The organism is Paenibacillus plantarum, from assembly GCF_013141695.1.
In the GTDB taxonomy this organism is placed as follows: domain Bacteria; phylum Bacillota; class Bacilli; order Paenibacillales; family NBRC-103111; genus Paenibacillus_E; species Paenibacillus_E plantarum.
Window position 1 is genome coordinate 63,918 of sequence record NZ_WHNY01000018.1, and the last position, 19,750, is coordinate 83,667.

Annotated in this window: 16 protein-coding genes; 9 read left to right on the plus strand and 7 right to left on the minus strand. The window is 47.0% G+C overall.

Annotated elements, in window-relative coordinates:
• Positions 1-174: 174 nt before the first annotated feature.
• Complete coding sequence (locus GC096_RS06025) at positions 175-3,213, plus strand: rhamnogalacturonan lyase (RefSeq protein WP_171629349.1); 3,039 nt, start codon at positions 175-177, stop codon at positions 3,211-3,213.
• Positions 3,214-3,976: 763 nt separating this feature from the next.
• Here GC096_RS06025 and GC096_RS06030 read toward each other — a convergent pair.
• Positions 3,977-5,149: a GGDEF domain-containing protein gene (locus GC096_RS06030; RefSeq protein ID WP_171629350.1), complete on the minus strand. Its 1,173-nt coding sequence runs from the start codon at positions 5,147-5,149 to the stop codon at positions 3,977-3,979.
• 219 nt (positions 5,150-5,368) lie between these two features.
• On the opposite strand from GC096_RS06030, the gene GC096_RS06035 reads away from it, so the two are divergent.
• Positions 5,369-6,034: a GGDEF domain-containing protein gene (locus GC096_RS06035; RefSeq protein ID WP_171629351.1), complete on the plus strand. Its 666-nt coding sequence runs from the start codon at positions 5,369-5,371 to the stop codon at positions 6,032-6,034.
• 74 nt (positions 6,035-6,108) lie between these two features.
• Here GC096_RS06035 and GC096_RS06040 read toward each other — a convergent pair whose 3' ends face one another.
• The 3 genes from GC096_RS06040 to GC096_RS06050 form a co-directional block, all read right to left on the minus strand.
• A complete protein-coding gene (locus GC096_RS06040; RefSeq protein ID WP_171629352.1) occupies positions 6,109-6,516 on the minus strand; it encodes a DUF6855 family protein in 408 nt (135 codons plus the stop codon).
• A gap of 115 nt (positions 6,517-6,631) precedes the next feature.
• Positions 6,632-7,342, minus strand: coding sequence for a DsbA family oxidoreductase (locus GC096_RS06045; RefSeq protein WP_171629369.1), 711 nt, complete (start codon positions 7,340-7,342; stop codon positions 6,632-6,634).
• A 33-nt stretch (positions 7,343-7,375) separates the two neighbouring features.
• Positions 7,376-8,248, minus strand: coding sequence for an SDR family oxidoreductase (locus GC096_RS06050; protein ID WP_171629353.1), 873 nt, complete (start codon positions 8,246-8,248; stop codon positions 7,376-7,378).
• A gap of 146 nt (positions 8,249-8,394) precedes the next feature.
• On the opposite strand from GC096_RS06050, the gene GC096_RS06055 reads away from it, so the two are divergent.
• On the plus strand, positions 8,395-8,754 hold the full coding sequence (locus GC096_RS06055) for a winged helix-turn-helix transcriptional regulator (protein ID WP_171629354.1): 360 nt from the start codon (positions 8,395-8,397) through the stop codon (positions 8,752-8,754).
• A 53-nt stretch (positions 8,755-8,807) separates the two neighbouring features.
• Positions 8,808-10,211, plus strand: coding sequence for a hypothetical protein (locus GC096_RS06060; protein WP_171629355.1), 1,404 nt, complete (start codon positions 8,808-8,810; stop codon positions 10,209-10,211).
• A gap of 74 nt (positions 10,212-10,285) precedes the next feature.
• Here GC096_RS06060 and GC096_RS06065 read toward each other — a convergent pair whose 3' ends face one another.
• Complete coding sequence (locus GC096_RS06065; RefSeq protein ID WP_171629356.1) at positions 10,286-10,498, minus strand: hypothetical protein; 213 nt, start codon at positions 10,496-10,498, stop codon at positions 10,286-10,288.
• A gap of 517 nt (positions 10,499-11,015) precedes the next feature.
• Between GC096_RS06065 and GC096_RS06070 the strand changes: the two genes are divergently transcribed.
• The 3 genes from GC096_RS06070 to GC096_RS06080 all read left to right on the plus strand — a co-directional run bounded on the left by GC096_RS06070 (position 11,016) and on the right by GC096_RS06080 (position 14,713).
• Positions 11,016-12,935 (plus strand): DUF2334 domain-containing protein, encoded by a 1,920-nt coding sequence (locus GC096_RS06070; RefSeq protein ID WP_171629357.1) that lies wholly within the window; start codon positions 11,016-11,018, stop codon positions 12,933-12,935.
• Between the two features lie 169 nt (positions 12,936-13,104).
• Complete coding sequence (locus GC096_RS06075) at positions 13,105-13,731, plus strand: hypothetical protein (RefSeq protein ID WP_171629358.1); 627 nt, start codon at positions 13,105-13,107, stop codon at positions 13,729-13,731.
• A gap of 145 nt (positions 13,732-13,876) precedes the next feature.
• Positions 13,877-14,713, plus strand: a complete 837-nt coding sequence (locus GC096_RS06080) for a thermonuclease family protein (protein ID WP_171629359.1) — start codon at positions 13,877-13,879, stop codon at positions 14,711-14,713.
• Positions 14,714-15,026: 313 nt separating this feature from the next.
• Here the strand turns inward: GC096_RS06080 and GC096_RS06085 are convergent, their stop codons facing one another.
• Together GC096_RS06085 and GC096_RS06090 are read right to left on the minus strand one after the other, a co-directional pair.
• On the minus strand, positions 15,027-16,298 hold the full coding sequence (locus GC096_RS06085; protein ID WP_171629360.1) for an MDR family MFS transporter: 1,272 nt from the start codon (positions 16,296-16,298) through the stop codon (positions 15,027-15,029).
• A gap of 158 nt (positions 16,299-16,456) precedes the next feature.
• Positions 16,457-17,287 carry a hypothetical protein gene (locus GC096_RS06090; RefSeq protein WP_171629361.1) on the minus strand — a complete coding sequence of 277 codons (831 nt, stop codon included), beginning with the start codon at positions 17,285-17,287 and terminating at the stop codon, positions 16,457-16,459.
• Positions 17,288-17,427: 140 nt separating this feature from the next.
• Here GC096_RS06090 and GC096_RS06095 point away from each other — a divergent pair, with 140 nt between their 5' ends.
• Positions 17,428-18,102 carry a response regulator transcription factor gene (locus GC096_RS06095; RefSeq protein ID WP_171629362.1) on the plus strand — a complete coding sequence of 225 codons (675 nt, stop codon included), beginning with the start codon at positions 17,428-17,430 and terminating at the stop codon, positions 18,100-18,102.
• Positions 18,092-19,477, plus strand: a complete 1,386-nt coding sequence (locus GC096_RS06100) for a sensor histidine kinase (protein WP_171629363.1) — start codon at positions 18,092-18,094, stop codon at positions 19,475-19,477. Before GC096_RS06095 ends, GC096_RS06100 begins: the two co-directional genes overlap by 11 nt.
• Positions 19,478-19,750 lie beyond the last annotated feature (273 nt).

The window sequence follows — 19,750 nt, forward strand, 5'->3', positions numbered from 1 at the left end:
ATTGAGCTGTACAGGTCATCGAGATGGATTCTGTTTGTCGGGGAGGGGAAGAAGGAGTAGTTCTGACCGAAGGCAGCAAGTGATTCTTAGGATATGCAAAATCTTGCACGATGAGGAATTACCGAGAGCATGCACAATCCTCTCATAGCTCGAACAGAAGGAGTGAAAATAACAATGCGTACTAACAGACAATGGAAAAAAGTCGTTTCGTTACTTCTTGCAAGCGCTCTTTTAATACCGAACGGGTTAGTGGCATCCGCCGCTGTTGGTAACAATGGGGCCGAACTCGATAGTGTTTATTATAGTGATTTCGGTGATACGGTCGCGCCGGACCCGGTTAATTGGGGATTTGTAACAGCGAATGCTACGGTATCGATTAATACATATGAAGTGGTGGGGAATAACACCCCGATGCTGCAGTTCACCCAGACGAACCAAAGCGGGGGGCGCGTAGCGACCAAGACCTTCGGTACTTCGGTTAAAGGCAGCCAAATTCTCGTTGAATTTGATTGGTATCCTGGCAAGGTGAATGATAAAGCCGCTAGCAATCCTAGTGAAAACGGTGGCGAGTTCAAGATTCTCGATAGCACTGGCAATACGGTATTTACGGTAAACAACACGAACAATGCACCTTTGCAATATTTTGCAGGAAAGCAGCCTGCCGCTAGTACGGGTATTACGAATCCGCAAGCGTGGTATAAGGTAGGGATTAATCTTGATGTGGAAAATGAGGTCGTCAAATTTAAGCTAACCGATAAAGCTGCGGGTACAAGTCAAGAATTTACGTCCTCCCTGAATGGTGTAGCTTTCGACGGTTCAGTCGCTTCGGTTAAATTGGTGGGCATGCGGACATCTGGCAATAATATTGCTTGGACGACGTACCTGGATAACTTCGGTGTGTATCACATGCCTATTCCAGAAAATCGAATAACGAAAGTGGATAAATTATCCTATCATACGGTGTATGTAGATCAAACTACGTCGGATGTCCACTCCATTGGTCTACCGCAATCCGTTAGCGTTACCCTAGCTAATAATAGTAAGATAAACGTGCCTGTAAGTTCGTGGGTTAACGTAGGCAAGAGCTGGAATCCCCATGAAGCGGGCGTATACACGTTTAAGGGTGAACTAGCGGTTCCTGCGAGTCTGGAGAACGGTTTTGGCCGATATGCAACCCAATATGTATACAACCGTCTTACACCGCCAGATACGGCAAGACAGACAGAGTGGCTGGACAGAGGCGTTATCGCTTTACAATCAAATGAGGGTATATTCGTAAGCTGGCGCCTGCTTGCAGATGAGTATGACCGCGATGTGAAGTTCAATCTTTACCGCAATGGGCAAAAGCTGAATACGTCACTATTGTCTGTGACCAACTTTGCGGACACGGCTGGTGTTGCCGGGGACACCTATGAAGTGGAGACAGTTGTAAATGGAAAGCCAGTAAAGGATAGAGAGAAAACATCAGCAGCAGCTAACGATTATCTTTCGATCCCGATGCAAAAGCCTGAAGGAGGAACTACAGCCACAGGCAGCTACACATATAGTGTCAATGACGCTGGTGTAGGGGATTTGGATGGAGACGGCGAGTATGAGGTCGTTGTGAAATGGTACCCATCTAACGCTATCGACAGTTCACAGAACGCGATGACGGGGCCGACGATTTTTGATGCTTATAAAATGGACGGCACTTTATTGTGGCGGATGAATATGGGGCTTAACCTCACATCTGGCGCGCATTATCATCAATTTATCATCGCCGATTATGATGGGGATGGCAAAAGCGAATTCCTCATTAAAACGGCAGATGCAACGACCGTTTATGGGGTTACAGATGGCAAATTTGATAGCAGCAAGGTAATCAGTGTCATTGGGAATGCGGCGGACAATGGCAAATGGGTAAATGAGTTCGGCCATATTTTCGGGGGGCCGGAGTACATTTCCGTCTTCAAGGGTGAAACGGGTAAGGAGATCGACACCATTGATTATGCATTCCCGCTGGGGGATGTGGCTTCATGGGGAGACACTTGGCATAACCGTTCGGACCGTTTCCTTGCAGGATTAGCTTATTTGGACGGTAAGAAGCCAAGCGCCATCTATGGCAGAGGCTACTACGAACGGACGACGTATGTGGCCTATAGCTTAGTGCATGGCAAGCTCAAAGAAGAGTGGACCTTCGACTCCGCCCAAGCGGGTAGAGGGGCAGGTTTAGGCTTCCACAATGTGGCCACGGCGGATGTTGATAATGATGGTTTTGACGAAATTATCGCAGGATCGTTGACCCTGGATCAAGACGGAACCATCCTTTATGAAATGGATGGCGAGATGCAGCGTGAACAGGGTTCACATGGCGACGCGCTTCATGTAGGGGCATTTGATCCAGCTCGTGAAGGTTTGCAGGTCATGGCGGTACATGAAGTTCCTTCTGTAGCATCAGTAGAGCTCCATGATGCTGCAACAGGGGAAACACTGATGTCCTACAATGGTTATGTGGATACAGGACGTGGCTTGGCGGCTAATATTACGGCTAGCCCAGGCTTTGAGTTCTGGGGCACAGGAGGTACAACGCCAGCATCGGGCGGAGGCATCTACAACGTACAGGGGCAGGTCGAAGCTGATAGCTTTAGAACGGCAGGCGTATCGGTGAACTTCGCGCTTCACTGGGATGGGGATTTATTAAGTGAATTACTGGATAATACATCCATCTCGAAGTTTAATCCAATGACGAAGAAAGCTGAGCCTATCAAAAGCTTTGCAGACGTAGTCAGCAACAATGGAACGAAGGCGACTCCGACTTTACAGGCGGATATCCTAGGAGATTGGCGTGAAGAAGTTCTTTTGCCTACAACAGACAGCTCAGAACTGAGAATCTTCAGTACGACGATTCCTACAGAATATCGGATTTATACGCTCATGCATGACCCGGTATACAGAAACGGGATCGCATGGCAGAACACGGCGTACAATCAGCCGCCGCATTTAAGCTTCTACCTCGGTGAAGACATCAGAGAGACGGTTCTGGCAGGTGGACTGCAAGCACCTAAAGTCGATTATACGGACAAGCACCACGATAAGAAGCCGAAGGATCCAAAAGATCCGAAAGATCCGAAAGATCCGAAAGATCCAAAAGATCCTAAGGACCCAAAAGACCCGAAAGATCCAAAAGATCCTAAGGACCCAAAGGACCCGAAAGATCCAAAAGATCATAAATGATGCAAAAACCCGCTCATGGAGCGGGTTTTTCTTTCCCCATAAGTATAGGTATGGATTGCTGAGTTAGATTGATGTGTTGGTGGCTGAAAGTTTCATAAATATATGGTGCCGCAGGCAAATAGATGGATTTTATACAGTTATATCTCGGGATTTTTCAATCAAAAGCTCATTAGATGGAAAACCTACAGTTAATTTTTACCAATATAGCCTATCTGAACAAAAGAGGTAGTTTTAACTACATATTTTACAGGTAAATCGAGTTTTCGAAGAAATTTCTCGTAAATAGCTGTACATTTTCCAGTTAATGCACCAACGCCGTCTGAAATCCCGTTCGATAGAAAGTGCATAACTATGGCCCGTTGCGCCTCTCCCTACCTTCACAAACAGAAACTCAACACGACCGTAATATCTTTCTCCGTTAAATCGATATGTCCGTGTTCGTTTCGGTTCAATTGATACCCGTTCTCTTCGATCCCCTTACATATACGAAATAGCCGATGTTCATCCATTTGGATTAATTTTGCGAAATGTGCTAGATACATGGGCTTATCATTTAGAGAAATCATTTTACCTACCTACTCTCTGTGAGGTTATTTTGCGACTTAGCATTAAATTAACAAGAATAGGTTGAAAAGTATCAGGAAAATTGTCGTCGATACATCTCAAATAGGGATTGTTTGGTAGTTTGTCACAAAAGGTGGTCAGGCAGTCAGAGGCGAACGAGAAAACAACAAAAGGCCGCCGCATCATAGCGACAGCCTACTTACATGAGTTTTGCTACAGAACCACGATATACACCGTTTCGACCGTTCCTTTTGGCCCGGTAAAGGGCCTTATCACAAGTGGAGTAAAGCTCTTCGAGATGTGTCCGTTCATCAGGGATGACCGTGAGAACGCCTAAACTGATGGTATAGGAAAGCTGTAGTCCAGGAACTAGCGCGCCTTCTGCGGCCTGTCTAAGCTTCTCCGAATAAAGCGAGGAATCTCGTTCATCCATGCCAGGTACCATGATGGCAAATTCGTCTCCGCCGTATCTGGCGAAAAGATCATCAGCGCCGAGCTGCTCCTTCATTCGTGTCGTGAGATCGACGAGCACTTGATCTCCCTTATCATGACCGAATGTATCATTGATGGATTTGAAATTATCAATATCAAATAGCAGCAAGGTGATTGGCTTCTGCATTTTCGCGTAAGCAGAAATGTATTGGTTGGTACGTGTGATGAACGTCCTGCGGGTCAGTGTACCGGTCAAATCGTCATAGTTGGCCATGCGAATAAGAGCTTGGTCAGCCTGTTCTTTCATTAAGAGAATGAACCCCGTATTTCCCGCAATCATGACGAAGTATTGGCCTAGCAGCACCATGGTCTGATTACCGTTCATATGATAAAAGCTTATCAGTGTTTCGAAGAATACAGCACTAACGGCACGAATCAGAAGAAATAGCAAGACTGTAAGATACAGATAGCCTAGCACATGGGTCACCATGGAGGCGGTTCGTTTTTGAATCATTTTGTATGCGGGGATGAGGAGGCTCATAGCGACACCCATGGAAGCAAAGGGGATTCTGAACTTCTCTACGTTGTCGAAAAAAAGGATGAAATGGAAGCCGACAATGTTGAAAATTGTCAAAGCCATATACAGGTTACGCGTTAGCTTGCTCAGGATATTCTGAATTTTCAGCACGGAAATGGTTTCAAAAGCATAACCGATAAAAAGTAAGGAGTTCACAAGAGAGATTGTAAGTGTATCTGATAGGCCATCACGGAGGATAAAGATCGTCCACGCAGTGGCTTGTAAGCATTTTGCATAGAAAAAGTATCTGATTGTACTTTCGTTCTTATGTTGACGCCAGTAGGCGATGATGAACACGGCTGTGAATAGGTGGCCGATGACTAGTGTCAACAGGATGGTTTTCATATCTAAAAGTAGATCCATTTTGAACCTCATCTGACTGTTAGAAGTTTTTGGGATGATCTCAAAAAAATGTCGAATACCATTACTTTACCATAAAATTGAAGTGGTTTGCTTCGAATTTTTGTTAACGATCATTTTCGAGTCGATTCGACTGCATGAACCAAATACTCCTTGAAATGTATGGAACAAGTGTGTCACTATAGAACTATATAGACACAACTTGGATGATGGTGATGTGGGATGAATTACTCAGGACGACTTGTTATCGTGTCGGTTGTTTTAATCACGATCGTGGGTTTAAGAACCTATGGTACGCTTTATTATAACTTTCCCTGGCTTCAGTTTCCTATCGTTGGCATGTGTATCTTATTTGCAAGTTGGGTGCTTGGTACACAGTATGACCGGTTGAAATTCTTTTCCGAAAAAGATCATCTGACGACGCTCTATAACAGAAGATTCATCATGGACGCGTTCCCTAAGCTCATCACCTCGGTGGAGCGCAGACAAGGTCAGTTGATTCTATATTTCATCGATGTCGATAACTTCAAATTAATTAACGACTCTCGCGGGCACAAGATCGGTGATCAAGTTCTGCAGCGCATAGCGAATGTCTTACTCCTTGATTTACAGAAGAAAGATTTAGCTGCACGGTGGGCGGGAGATGAATTTTTGATCCTATCGACGTCCACGGATGCATCCAAGAAAGAAGTATTGATCAGTCATATTCAGAATGAATTAAAGGTAGCTTCGCGAGAGTTCAATTTGGAAATATCCGTATCGATTGGAACGGCTGTGTATCCTGACGAGGCGCGAACCTTAGATGATTTACTGCATGCAGCGGATCTCGATATGTACTCTTTGAAGACAGATAGGAAAAATACGAACATAATAGTTGAAAGTCACTAAACCATTAGAAAGAGCCTGTCACTTGTAAATACAGTGACGGGCTCTTTTCTCATATCGAAGTGGTTATGACGATGTTATAACGCCCGCATCCGATTATTTCTTGGATTGTGTTCGACTTCTGCAAGACCAAGTACCTCCATTAATGGGGGAACATACATGCCGAATCTGCCGCGGAAACCTTTCTTCAAGCCATACCAACCGCCAATTGGGTTTTCAGGAGAGCGACCCCAAGCTTCAACCGTGCCATCTTTGGCTGGCTTCTGCTCATCAGCGCTGCCGAGCTCGATCCAATCTCCATGCTGCTTGAGCATCTCGTGCAAGTCATGAATGCAACGGTAGTCGTAGTGTAAAACGGTTTTACCAACCGTGCAAACAAGGATGGCTTTGCCATCTTTCTCGTCTTGATACATCTCATATTCGGAAGTTTGTGGAGGCGTTTTTAATGGCCATGGATTTTCTTTCGTACCCATTTCTGTCGACATTGGAATGACTCCTCTGATTTCATATTTATACTCATGTACAGAATATATCAAATGAAGTGACACAACAAGAAGAAGCACCCGCGAGGGTGCCTCTTCTTGTTGATAAAGCCGATACTTATGGTTTGTTCGGGACCACGCATGTGCCGTCCAAACAAGCCTCATCGCTGGCTGACACTGCAACCTGCTTCGGCTGCTCGGCATCCCAGAGCTGTTGCATAGCGTTCAAGTAAACGCCGCTTGCTTGAGCTCCAGATATGGCATGCTTGCTGTTAATGACATAATACGGAACGCCGCGGATTCCCATGCGGCTGCCATTCTCTTCTTCGGTCCGCACCGACTCGGCGAACTGATCACTCGCGAGAACGGACAAAGCTTCTTCCCGGTCGATTCCCACAGCTGCAGCGATGTCCGCAAGGACACTGTGGTCGCTGATGTTTGTGGACTCCGTGAAATAGGCACGGAACAACAACTCGGATATAGCGGCGCCTTTGCCCTGTTTCTCAGCAAATAGCCGTAAACGATGAGCATCGAATGTGTTTGTCAAAACGAGGCTATCGAATTGAAAGTCGAGCCCTTCTGCCGCCGCTTGCTGGCGCATCTTCTCATTCATGGCGATCGCCTCTTGGCGGCTCATGCCGTAGCGGGAAGAGAGCATATCATAGACGTCATGCGGGACGCTTTTGGGTGCGTGACGGTCTAGCTCGAAGCTGCGATAGACAACTTCAACCTGATCGCGGTGTGCAAAATTCGCCAGAGCTTGCTCAAAGCGGCGTTTGCCAATGTAACAGAACGGACAAGCAAAGTCCGACCAAATTTCAACTTGCATGAGGTTCACCTCTTTGTTGGGTTAATAAAACGGTTATTCATTGAATAATAGCGCAATACTTTCATGAATGGAAGTTGGTTTTTTGCCGATGAGCTTCTCGAGGTCTGTGGACGTGCGTCCTTCTGTTCCTGCGGCCATTTTGCTGTCAATGGCAACTACGAATTGAACAAGCCCCTCAGGCAGCCCAGCTTGAAGCATACCTTGCAAGGAGTCAGCGTCAGAGACGGATTGGTAAGCTACTTTTTTACCGGATACGTGTGATAAAATGTCTGCTAATTGCTCGTAGCTCCATGACTCGGATGACGCTAACTCATAGACTTGGCCTTGATGACCATCTTCAGCAAGAACAGTCGCAGTTGCCAAGGCTAAATCATCGCGTGTCGCTGTATTAATTTTACCTGTCCCAGCTGAATTTATGATGCTGCCGTTATCGATGTAAGCTTGCAAGCTGGGATTCATGTAAAGCTCCTGATACCACGTATTGCGCAGGATCGTTGTTGGAATGCCTGATGCCTTCAGCGCGAATTCGGTTGCTAGGTGGACGTTAGCCAGAGGGGCGAAAGCATCGACATCCGCAAAGGCGAAACTGGTGTAGACGATGTGTGGAACGCCTGCTTTATGGGCGGCTTCAATAGCATGAACATGTTTACGAATACGACTGATCGATTCATCTTGTGGGGAAGAAATCAGCAAAAGCTTAGATGCATTCGCATAAGCTTGCTCCAGTGAGGCTGGGTCATCCCAATCACCATATCGAACTTCAATGCCAAGCTCTGCGAATTCAGCGGCTTTCTCTGTATTACGAACACTAACAGCAATCTCGCTTGCTGGAACTCTTGCTAACAAATGCTTGACGACTAATTTCCCTAATTCACCTGTTGCTGCGGTAACGATGATTTTTGACATGGTGGATGTCCTCCTGTTTATATAAAATGTTGTTGGATAATTCGGCATAGTCATATATTATTATAGTAGCTCGAAATATGTAAGTAGTCATTATAAAGTGACCTAGTCATAAAAATAGAACCATCAAGGAAGGAGCGGGATTGCGCATGTCTCGGACAACGTTTCAGGGGGAAATTCCAGAGGAACAAATTGAAGTCTGCCCCGTTACCGCAACCCAAAATGTCATTGCAGGGAAGTGGAAAATTCTTATTCTGTGGCATTTAAGGGAAACGAGGAGATTCGGTGAGCTGCAGCGACTGGTGCCAGGGGTATCGAAAGGTATACTGACTTCGCAGTTGAGAGAGTTAGAAAAGGATGACATGGTTCACCGGAAAGTCTATCAGGAGGTCCCTCCGAAGGTGGAATACTCTCTGACGGAAGCAGGACGAAGTTTCATACCGATCCTAGAGAGCATGGGGGAGTGGGGGAAGAAACACGGGACGATGAGTAATAAGAGTGGGGAATGAAATCCGCCGCAAATAGCCAGATCATTATCTTTTAAAGAAAGCAGTGATTTTGTATGAAGGTGAAAAATAACGAGAATAGCAAAGTAAGCTTGGCTGATCAGCTGTCTAAACTTAATAAAGAGGAACTAGTTGCGTTACTTGTTCACTTCTCGGAGGAAATCAAGGAAGTGGGGCAATTGCTGACGCTTAAATTTCAAGATTCCAGCAGTAGTGAGGCATTAACTTCCTATAAAAAAATGATTCGAACCCATATTAAACAAAACGCAGACCGATATGGTTTTGTCGCGTATCGCAGCGTGTCCAGGGCTGTAGTTGGAGCAGAAATGGTCATGGTCAAAGCTGAAGAAGTATTGGAAAGAGGACAGCACATGCCCGCTGTCAAAATAAACTTTTGCATTCTGCATGAGATGGGGGATTTACTTCAATCTTGTGATGATTCTGATGGCATCGTAGGTGGTATGATTCAACAGTGTCTAGATTTCATTAATCAGGTAACGAGTGATATCGAAAGCATGTCCAGCAAGGACAGATTGGACCTTTTTCAGTTGCTTTTAAAGGAGTCAGCGCATTCAAACCTCGAAGGATGGAGCGAGTGGCAATTATCAATTCTGGAAGACGGCATGCTACTGATAACGAATGAAAAAGAGAGGGCACAGTGGGAACAGCAACTAGCTAAACTAGTAAAGGAAGAAGCCAGTTCCTCCTATAGTTCGTTTGTTGCTGAACAAGTCGCATTGCTCCAGTACAAGGTGATTCAGAAGTTGGATAGTCCAGAAGAGGCAGCGACTTTCTTGCAAGATCATCTCGATTTTTCCGTTTTCCGTAAGATGGCCATTAATGATGCAATGGAACAAAACCAGTTCGATAGAGCGTTGCAGTTCGTTGAGCAAGGCGAAGGTCAGGATGCAAGTAAGGGTTACCCAGGACTGGTTGATACGTGGAAAAAGTATCGATTCGAAATTTACAAATGTACGCAGCAAGTTGAGAAGCAAATAGAGCTTGCGGAGGAATTTGTATCACAAGGCGAATATTCTTTTTACTTGATCTTAAAAGAGTTATATAGCAATGATGACTGGCAGGCTGTAAGAGAGAGGATCTTGAATGAACTTGAATTGAGTCGAGGTTGGCAAACAGATGCCTTATACAGGCGTTTGCTTACGGAAGAGAAGGAGATACAGAGACTGCTTCATTATGTCCAAAAGAATAACAGCTATGTGGTGGAGTATTATCCGTTTCTAATAGATGAGTATGCAGAAGAAGTATATGATTTGTTCGTGACCTACATTACGAAGGAAGCAGCTGATGCAACGAATCGAAATCAGTATAAGAAGGTGTGTAAACTCATCCGTCACATGATCAAAGCGAATGGTGGCGAACGTGCGGAGAAGTTAGTTAGTCATTTCCGGTTGAAGTATCCGAATAGATCTGCTTTTATAGATGAGTTGGACCAAATTTAGTAGAACCCCCGACTACGAAAGTCGGGGGTTTATTTGGGTTAACTAGTTAAGTTAACGTATATGTAGAAGTGTTCTTACTGTGGATTTGCAATAATTTTCCCGTTTTGCCACTCGAATTCATACTCGAATTGTTCTGTGGAGTCATAAAGGGCTGGTGAGTACGAAGGAACAATGTGCTGCTCCATTCGTTGATCCACGAGCTGATTGGGCTGACTCTCTTTGGCAGCAACACCTAGAACCGATAGGGACACTATACAGAAAAATACGAAACCTATTTTGGCTGTCATCGTCGGATGCCTCCATTACAATAAGATATCTTCATCTTACGTTGCGTATGTCATTGCAGTATTAGCTGAAAGTAAAGAGATTGTATTACTTTTATTCTTACCCTACTCTCACAAAATGAAACAGGTGAGCTGTGTTAGTCCGATTTTGCCGAACTAGAACGAGGATTGCTTTATAAAAAAGACTAATAGTTCGATTTTGCTGGACTAAATACCCATTTCCTTGGCTTGAGCGTTGTTTTGGTCGATTTAGTTAGGCTATTTCGGACTAATTAATAGGTAATGGCGCGGACATTGGGATTAATTCGGCAATATCGGACTATCATATTTCAGCGGAGTAATTCGTCATTAACTACCAAATTGGAAGCGTTTACATTTTCGCCAGACCCTTGCTTTAATTCATTTTGACCTCTGTTCAAACTCTTATAGTAAGAAACCATAGATTCATATATAATTTAGGAGAAAAATGTCGAAATCATAGATATAATCTACGTTTTACATAATGGGGGAGCAGGCTAGCGTGAAACGTAAATTGTGGCAGCAAATTGGAATAGGGATCGTCGGGGGTGTTCTTGCAGCCATTGGGCTTGCCGCGTATATCCCTTCGAATACAGAGATGAATGACTCTCCGAATATGGGTAAACGTCATGCTATGATTCGACTGGAGGATGTCGGACTTGGCGGCGACTACAACACGCTCGAAGGCCTAGGGAAATTGCGGGCCGTCATGACCTATATTGAGTCTGAGCATGTGCCTTTTCATGTTGCTGTGATTCCAAGAAGGATGAGTTTGCAAGATGACGGTGTCTGGAAGGAAAAAGGGATCGACGATCCGAATCCAGATGAAGTAGTAAGCGCATTCATTAAGCTTCTTCAACAGGCAGAGCAACAAGGCGGCGTATTGGGTATGCACGGGTATCGGCATCAATATGGAGAGACTTATCGCTCGGATGGTGAGCAAAATTCAGGAATAGGTTCTGAATTTAACATTAAAGATGCACCGGAAACGCAAGAGCTCTCTTATGCGGCGGAACGGATGAAAGAAAGCTTGGCTGCTTTTGCTGGCGCGGGTTTACACCCGGCGTTCTGGGAGTCCCCCCACTATAAAGATACCCATGAACAACAGGCAGTGTTTCGTTCCTTCGTCGGTCTTATGTATCAACCTGATCTCTACGCCAAAAATGCCAATGATGACATGAATACCTATGATACGATCAATACGTACGGACAAGATAGTTTGGGTTCCGTCTATGTCCCTGCGCCATATCGCTATATAAGTGATGCTGAATCGGTTGACCGGATGTTGGAGAAGGCATCGAAGGATGATGGACTTGCCTCCTTTTACTTCCATCCGTTTTTGGAATTCTCGCACCTGGAGCCTGTAATGGCTGCAGATGGAAATCCAGAAGAGAAGGACGGTATTCCCGTCTATCAATATAAAGAGGGAGACACGGGCTCCTACCTGCATAAATTGATTACTGGCTTCAAAAAACTAGACTATCGCTGGATGTCGCTGCATGATATCGTCCCTTTCACCCCAGCGCATCGCGTGATGCTGCCACCTAGAACCAAACTGCAAAATGTCATGTTTGGCGATGTTACAGGCCGCGGACATGCAGATGTCGTTGTACGTCAGCTGCATCGCGTTCTGGTTATTCCCGGGAGTTATGATATGCCGAGAAATCGCCCGCAGGAAGCTTCACAAGTATGGTTAAGAGAAACGTTTGCACCCGAGGAGTCACTTCTGCTTGTCGATGTGAATGGCGATGGGAAGCAAGATCTGCTCGCATATAACACAGAAACGGGAAATGTGCGGGTGGCCATAGCGGATAAGCGACAGTTCCTGCCAGTCCGCACAATCGGCGCTTTACCAATGGGACTTTCTTCTGTTCGCGCGCTTCGATCTAGTCATGGCATGGGCTTAATTGCCAAAGGAGACAAGGGACTTGTGCAAGTTAACCTGTTGAATCAACAGTTGACATATACAGAGACAAACACAACGTTGCCCGAGGATGCAGAAATTTTCACGGCTCAAATGCAGGACACGGATGAAGATGATGATATCCTGTGCGTCTCACATAAGGATAGACGTGTATCCATTATGTATCATCAAGGGCAAGGGACGTTCGCTGAGCCCCAGACGGCAGGCGGGGTTTCCTTTGGAAATAGCGACCAACTGTTAGTCGGCGATACGAATGGCGACGGGCGAAGCGATTTAATTGCCTACACGGCCGAGACGGGCATTTGGCGGGTATTCCAGAACGAGGGAGGGAACCATTTCCAGCCGCTGGACAACGAATTTGGCCCTTGGGCACAAGGGAAGGAACGGAGGGCAATGATCGCTGATTTTGATGGCAATCAGAAGCTGGATATTGGCTCCTATAACGAAACGGAGCATGTGCTGGATTTGGCGCTTTCGTTTCGAGGCGGAACGCCGTAGTCATAAGAAAAAAGCACCCTGAGGGGTGCTTTTTTGAATAGAAAAGTTTGGTAAATAGGTCGATGCTCGTCATTCATGTCCCCATACCTTTCCTAGTTGATCCTCATAGAATAGAGTGAATGATCCTGTCCATGTAGGATTCAATTTCAACTAGAAAGGATGTGCGAGCGTGGAGGATAAAAAGAAAGGGCAGAAAACCGAAATTGAAGTGACCGTGAAACCGATCATCAATGTCAATGTGGGCAACACCTCGAAGAAAAAGAAAAAGTGCTGTGCTTGCAGCGCTACGGTTAACAGTTTTAATGAAGCAGATAATACGACTTTCCGTATTCAAATTTGTCCCAATTGCTCGATGGAAGGGAGCAGTTTGTTTGTCCAATCAACCGATATTATAATTACGTCCAGCAGCTTTAATCTTCCGAAGTGTTATACAACGATGGAGGGAGACACCGTATTAGAAGTAAGCGGTTCTGGTTTTGCGAATTTTATAGGTCTACCATTTCAAGGAACCTTTACGCTTATGCTAGTCGAAAGAGCTGGTGTGGAAGAGGACGATGTGTTATTTGCTTTTGCTGGTATTGGTCTTGATAACAGTACAAGCACTCTGCTTGGCTCTATTCACGAGTTTGTGCCTGACGAAGATCTTTCGATCACCCCATGCAACAACGGTTGTTCTTGCGGGTCGCCACCTCCTGTTGTTCAGCCTACTTCCAAAGTGCTGGCAGCTACAGGCAAACCGAGAGGTATGAGGCGGATGGTTATTGTGAAGCCTGACGGCGAAGTGATTACACGGTGATTTGTATAACACTATAGTGCGGACTGATTTACTAATGGACACCTGTGAGGGTGTCTTTTTTGCGTTAGGGGAATTCATCCTAGTCTGAAGTCTGATATACTTTCATAGACAGATAGAAAACAGTCATCAGTTGGAGGTTAATACTATGATAAGCGTTCGCGTTTATACCAAAGCAAAAAGACAGCTCATCGCTGCTGGACTCAGTGTGCTTATGCTGCTGGCAACGGCTTGCAGTGCTTCAGAAGTAGAGAATACGCAGGCAGCTGCGCCTTCAACCAAGGTTAGCCAGCCATCGGCAGCGATACAGAGCAGCAAGCGCATTCCTGCTAAAGTTACCCGTGTCGTTGATGGTGATACGATGAAGGTTTCTTTTAACGAGGGTGGCAAAGCCAAAGAGGAAACGATCCGGTTGCTGCTTGTAGATACGCCAGAAAGCGTGGATCCCGAGAAGCCTGTTCAGCCTTTTGCGCTGGAAGCGTCCAACTATGCCAAAACGATGCTCACAGGCAAGGACGTTCAGCTGGAATTGGATGTATCGGAGCGGGATAAATATGGCCGGTTGCTATGCTATCTCTACATAGGGGATAATATGTTCAACGAGCTGCTGCTCGAAAATGGCTACGCCAGAGTTGCGTATATTTACCCGCCGAACGTGAAATATGTGGATCAGTTCCGTGAGATTCAGAAGAAGGCTCAGCAGAAGGCTTTGAACATCTGGAGCGTAGAAAATTATGCGCAAGAGGATGGGTATCATGAGGGTGTAGTGAAGGGTGGCGTAACGCCATCAGCGAAGTCAACCACAACGACAACTCCGAAACCTGTGACTACGTCGAAACCAACGACAACAACAACATCGAAACCGTCGGTGATTTACAATTCCTGCAAGGAGGCTAACGCAGCTGGTGCTTATCAGATCAAGAAAGGTGAGCCAGGGTACAGCGCGAAGTTAGATGGGGACAACGATGGTATTGCATGCGAGTAGTGATAACCAGGTTAATCGGATTAGATGGATTTTCTCCAGCTATTTTTGAGTATTTTGGCATGTTGGGATGAATAAATGGATTTCCTACATTTAAATTCATCCATTTTGGCCGAAAAGTGAGATTGGCGCGAAAACAACTGTATGTTTTCCAGTTAAAGTGAGATGCGGTAGGGAATCGTAGAAATTAACTACGTATTTTCCAGTTATTTGATGAGTGGAGCCTAACTGGGAGTTGTCTCAGCCGCAACAGATACGGCATCCATGCAAGTGTTGAAAAAAAGCACCCTCACGGGTGCTTTTTCTAATTCTTAGCCTACTGCACAGCAGTTTGCTTATCATACTGATTAAACATCATGTTGTAGATGGCTGCAGACAATACAGCAAGTGCCGCCAACAAGATGAACGTCCAGGTAAAGCCGATCCAACTGCTGATCGGGATGGATAGCGGCGCTATGGTGCGCCCGAGCGTATAACGCAAGCTAGAGGCAGCAAAATATTGGCCGCGGATATGATCCGGCGCCAGTCTGGACACGAAGGCTTGCTGTGGTCCTGCAGACATGAGTTCGGCAAGCGTGAAGACGGCTATCGCGATGGTTAATCCCCAGAAGGTGGACATCTGGCAGAACATCACCATGCCGAGCGCGTAGAAAAGGGCCCCGCCGATGAACACATAGCGATCGCGATACGCGAGCATCCATTTGGTCACGATGACGGTGAAGAGAGCTACGAATAAACCATTCTCGGAGACGATCAAACCGAATAGCTGCTTGCCCGTAAGCTGGAGATCCCAGTCATGGTAGGAGAAAATTGTTGTGAGCGGCATGGTTTCTTCCAAGAAGACGGGAAAAAGCAAGTCCAGCTGCATGAAGGTCTGCGAAAGCAGCACACCAGCGATGACGAACAGCAGGAATACGCGGTCTGTGGCAATGATTTTGTAGTCGCGCAGCTGAACCGCGATAGCATGGTACCAAGGGGTGCCAGCTTGTGAGCGATGGCGATCCGCTAGCTGCTTCGGCAGTGTTTCGTTTAAACGTTGTGCCATCATGAGTGCGAGTAACACGCAAACGACAGCAGCCGCGGCCAGCACGAGATATGGATTGTCCTTATACAGGAGGGAGCCGAGCAGAGGCCCTACAACGACAGCCATGTTCGCGGCTGTATAGAAGATGGCGAACACGCTCGAGCGATGCTCCTCATCCACGACATCTGCTACCATAGCTTGGCTGGCAGGCCAGTACAACGAGCCGCAAAAGCTAGCGAAGCTGAAGCCAATGAAACTCAATATGGGCATGGCCAGCCATGGCGAAGCGGCTAGTGCGAAGATCCCGTAGCCGAGCGCTTGTCCCAAAGCGGCGATCACCATCATTCGTTTGCGCCCGAAGCGATCTGCACTGTACCCGCCAAGCAAATTGCCGAACACAGAAAGTGCCTGCGACAAGACGAGAAGAATACCTGTCCAACCTTTTCCGAAAGAATTGGCGAAATAGATGGATAAGAACGGAAAAAATGCCCAAAAAATAACGTTAAAAGCGGTTTCTCCGCCGAGACGGATTTTTAAATTAATGTCCCAATCTTTGATCTTCATTATTTAATTTACCTCTGGTTAATTTAAGTATCTCCCTATCATACTACCAATCTTCGTGCGGAAACAAGGCGAACTTAAGGATGAATGGTTCCAGTTGTGCCAAATATTAACGGGAAAAGGAGCCCACCACAGATGAACTGTGACAGGCTCCTTCTTATTTAATCGAGGGTAATCGAGGTGATACTGCCATTCGTCTTAAAATCTTGCGTATATGTCACCAAGGCTTTGGCCGTTATGGTGCCAGTAGGTCCAGTGATGCTAACCGTCGGCGTGGAGGAATAACCAGCTCCCGGATTCGTGATCGTAACGCCAGTCACCACGCCATCCGTGACGATGGCTGTTGCGGTTGCGGAGGTTTTATGCCAAGTTGCCGTTCGATTCCCGTTGTAGCGGTAGAAATTAGATACTTCATCCAGACGTTCGTTGGTGATGCCGTATGGCCCAAGTACCTTCAGTAAAGCGGCTTTGTTTCGTTGTGCGAGCTCATGACTTGGTTGGCTGTCTAACCCAGATGGCGTCACTCCGCTAAAAGCTGTTCGAAACACCTCAGTAGGTACGCCGAGAGCGGCGGCAATCAGCACAACGGGCCGTCCTTTATCCTGAGGATCTGTTGTGAGACCACCTGAAATGACGACGGAATAAGTAGAAGGATTCGTAATTCCGCTGGTTGCTTCCCCATTCGATGGGGGAGAGCCGGCAGATGAGCTTGGCGGTGCGCCTTCTCCTTGCCCTTGTTCAGGACAATCGATACCGTCGCGGTTAGGCGGAGGTGGATTTTGACCATTTACGCGAGGCCCGCCTGGCTTGCCGGCTTCTCCTTGTCTTGGCTTTGGTTTTGCTGGCTTATCCTGTGTTGGGGCTGTTGTCGTGGTTTGCTCGGATTCGGGTGCTGCTAATGCCTTGCTGTTAGCTCCTAAAGCAATAACGCCACTGCCTGCTAATACTACGGATAATGCGCTTGCTAGGATGATTTTAGTTTGAATGTTCATGGGGATCTTCCCTTCGTTATCGTAGATTTGTAGTTCCTTGAAACCTATCTTAACCCCACTTGGTGAAATTACGGTGAAAGCCCGAAGGCGATAGATTATACTTAATCGTAATAGAGCGAATGAGAGATGGTGGCGGATAGATGAAGCTTTTATTAGCGGAAGATGACGTGAAATTAGGCGAGTTAACGGCGTATATGTTGAAAAAAAAGACCGGATGCAGCGTCGATTGGGTGCAAACGGGGAACGATGCCTTCGACTATGCCGCAGCCTCCAGTTATGATGTGGTCATTCTCGATTGGATGATGCCTAATGGAGATGGTCGTGACACCTGTGCTAGGCTGCGCCAGGCAGGGTATCGAGGAGCTATTCTGATGCTCACGGCCAAAGACGGGCTGCGAGATCGGGTCGAAGGGCTGGATGCGGGGGCGGATGATTACCTCGTGAAGCCTTTTGAAATGGACGAGCTGTTGGCGCGCTTGCGGGCGCTGATGCGCAGAAGCTTTGCTCCTTTGCAGGACGACGTTGTGCGAGTGGGAGAGCTGGAGCTGCAGCGGACGAATCAGATGGTTCGGCAGGGAGGCCAAGAGATCCAGTTGTCTCCGCGTGAGTTTCAGATTTTGGACCTGCTGTTGCAGAATAAAGGGCGGACGCTTACGCGTGAGGTTATTTTAGATAAAGTATGGGGCTTAGATGCTGACGTAAATTTAAAATCGATCGATGCGATCGTCAAATTAATTCGTAAGAAGCTGGAGTCTTCCGATGCGCGGGAGCTCATTCAGAGCGTGAGAGGCGTAGGGTATAAAATTGAAGCGTAACAGGAGCTGGCTGAATAAGCGCTTGTCTGAAGGGAATTTATTTGACCAGACTCGCAATAAACTTACGCTGCAATATAGCGGCGTGTTGATGATCTTTCTCGGGTTATTCGTCGTCATTGTGTATGCCTTGCTGTATATGTTCATCTGGAGCGACCAACGGTCTCATTTGACCGAGTTGACGAATAGTGAGCTGCAGGTTTTGCAGAAATGGGTGGATGGGGACACCAATCCGAAGCGTCAGCCACCGCGCTCTGTGGAAGATGCCTTCTCGATCAGCGCGGATCAATCGTTCTATTACCTTATTTCCGACACAGGGGCTGTGCAATTAGGTGATGAAACGCAGCCGGAATTGCGAGAGCAGATGATGGCTTTGATCGCGAAGGGGCAGTTCAAGGGAGAGCAGACCCAGCAAACGACCTTGCAGACGTTCGATCAACCCTCGGTGGATGTCCAAGGTCGACCGCAACACGGGGAGGACGCTCGATTTCTCGTGACCAGCCGGGAACTTAAGAAGAATGGACAGTTGATTGGTACCTTATATGTGGGGAAGGAGGTCACCTTTCAACATCAGCTGTTTCGCTTATTGCTCATCTTGATGCTAGGAATGGCGCTGCTCTTCTTTGTACTCGCGCTGTGGTTCAGTCATCGTATGGCGCGTAGAGCGATCATCCCGATTGCCAAAGCGTATGAGCGGCAACGCGAGTTCGTTGCCGATGCTTCGCATGAGCTGCGTACCCCGCTCAGCGTGATGCTCACCTCCATCGAGGCGCTGCAGCTCGATGCGGATGAAGACAATCCCTTCACGAATAACGTGCTGAAGGGCATGAAGGATGAGGTCAACGCCATCACGAGGTTGACCAGTGAGCTGCTGCAGCTGGCGCGGTCGGATGCGGACGAGTTCATGCTGGAGCGTTCCAGCTTCCAGGTAAAGGCCGCTGCCGAGAGCGTAATTGCGAAGCTGCTGCCCGCAGCGCAGGCCAAAGGTATGGCGCTGAAGCTGCATGTGCCTGACGAGCTGACCGTGGAGTGGGATCGAGGCAAATTGACGCAATTGCTGGTAATTCTCATCGATAATGCGATTAAATATACGCTGGATGATGGAGATGTACACATTAGCCTTGCGGAGAAAGTGGAAAAAGGTGCCCGTTTTCTCACGCTCGACGTGAGGGATAACGGAATGGGGATCGCGCCCGAGGCGCTGCCGCGTGTTTTTGATCGGTTCTACCGGCAGGATAAGGCTCGAACCCGGCAGGTTGGCGGACATGGGCTTGGACTAGCCATCGCGAAGAACCTTGTGGATGCCGCACAAGGGACGATCCAGGTGGAGAGCCAACTGGGGGTAGGGAGCACGTTTCGCTTGCGGATCCCTGTGTAGGCAAAACCGACTAATTCTGGTGAAACGGAGCTAAAATCCCAGAGTTAGCCTGCCAAACCGACTAACTCTGGAGGAACGGAGTGGAAATCCCAGAGTTAGTCTGCCAAACCGACAAACTCTAGAGGAACGGAGCTAAAATCCCAGAGTTAGTCTACAAAACCGACTAACTCTGGTGAGACGAAGCTGAAGTCCCAGAGTTAGCCTACAAAACCGACTAACTCTGGTGAAACGAAGCTGAAGTCCCAGAGTTAGTCTACAAAATCGACTAACTCT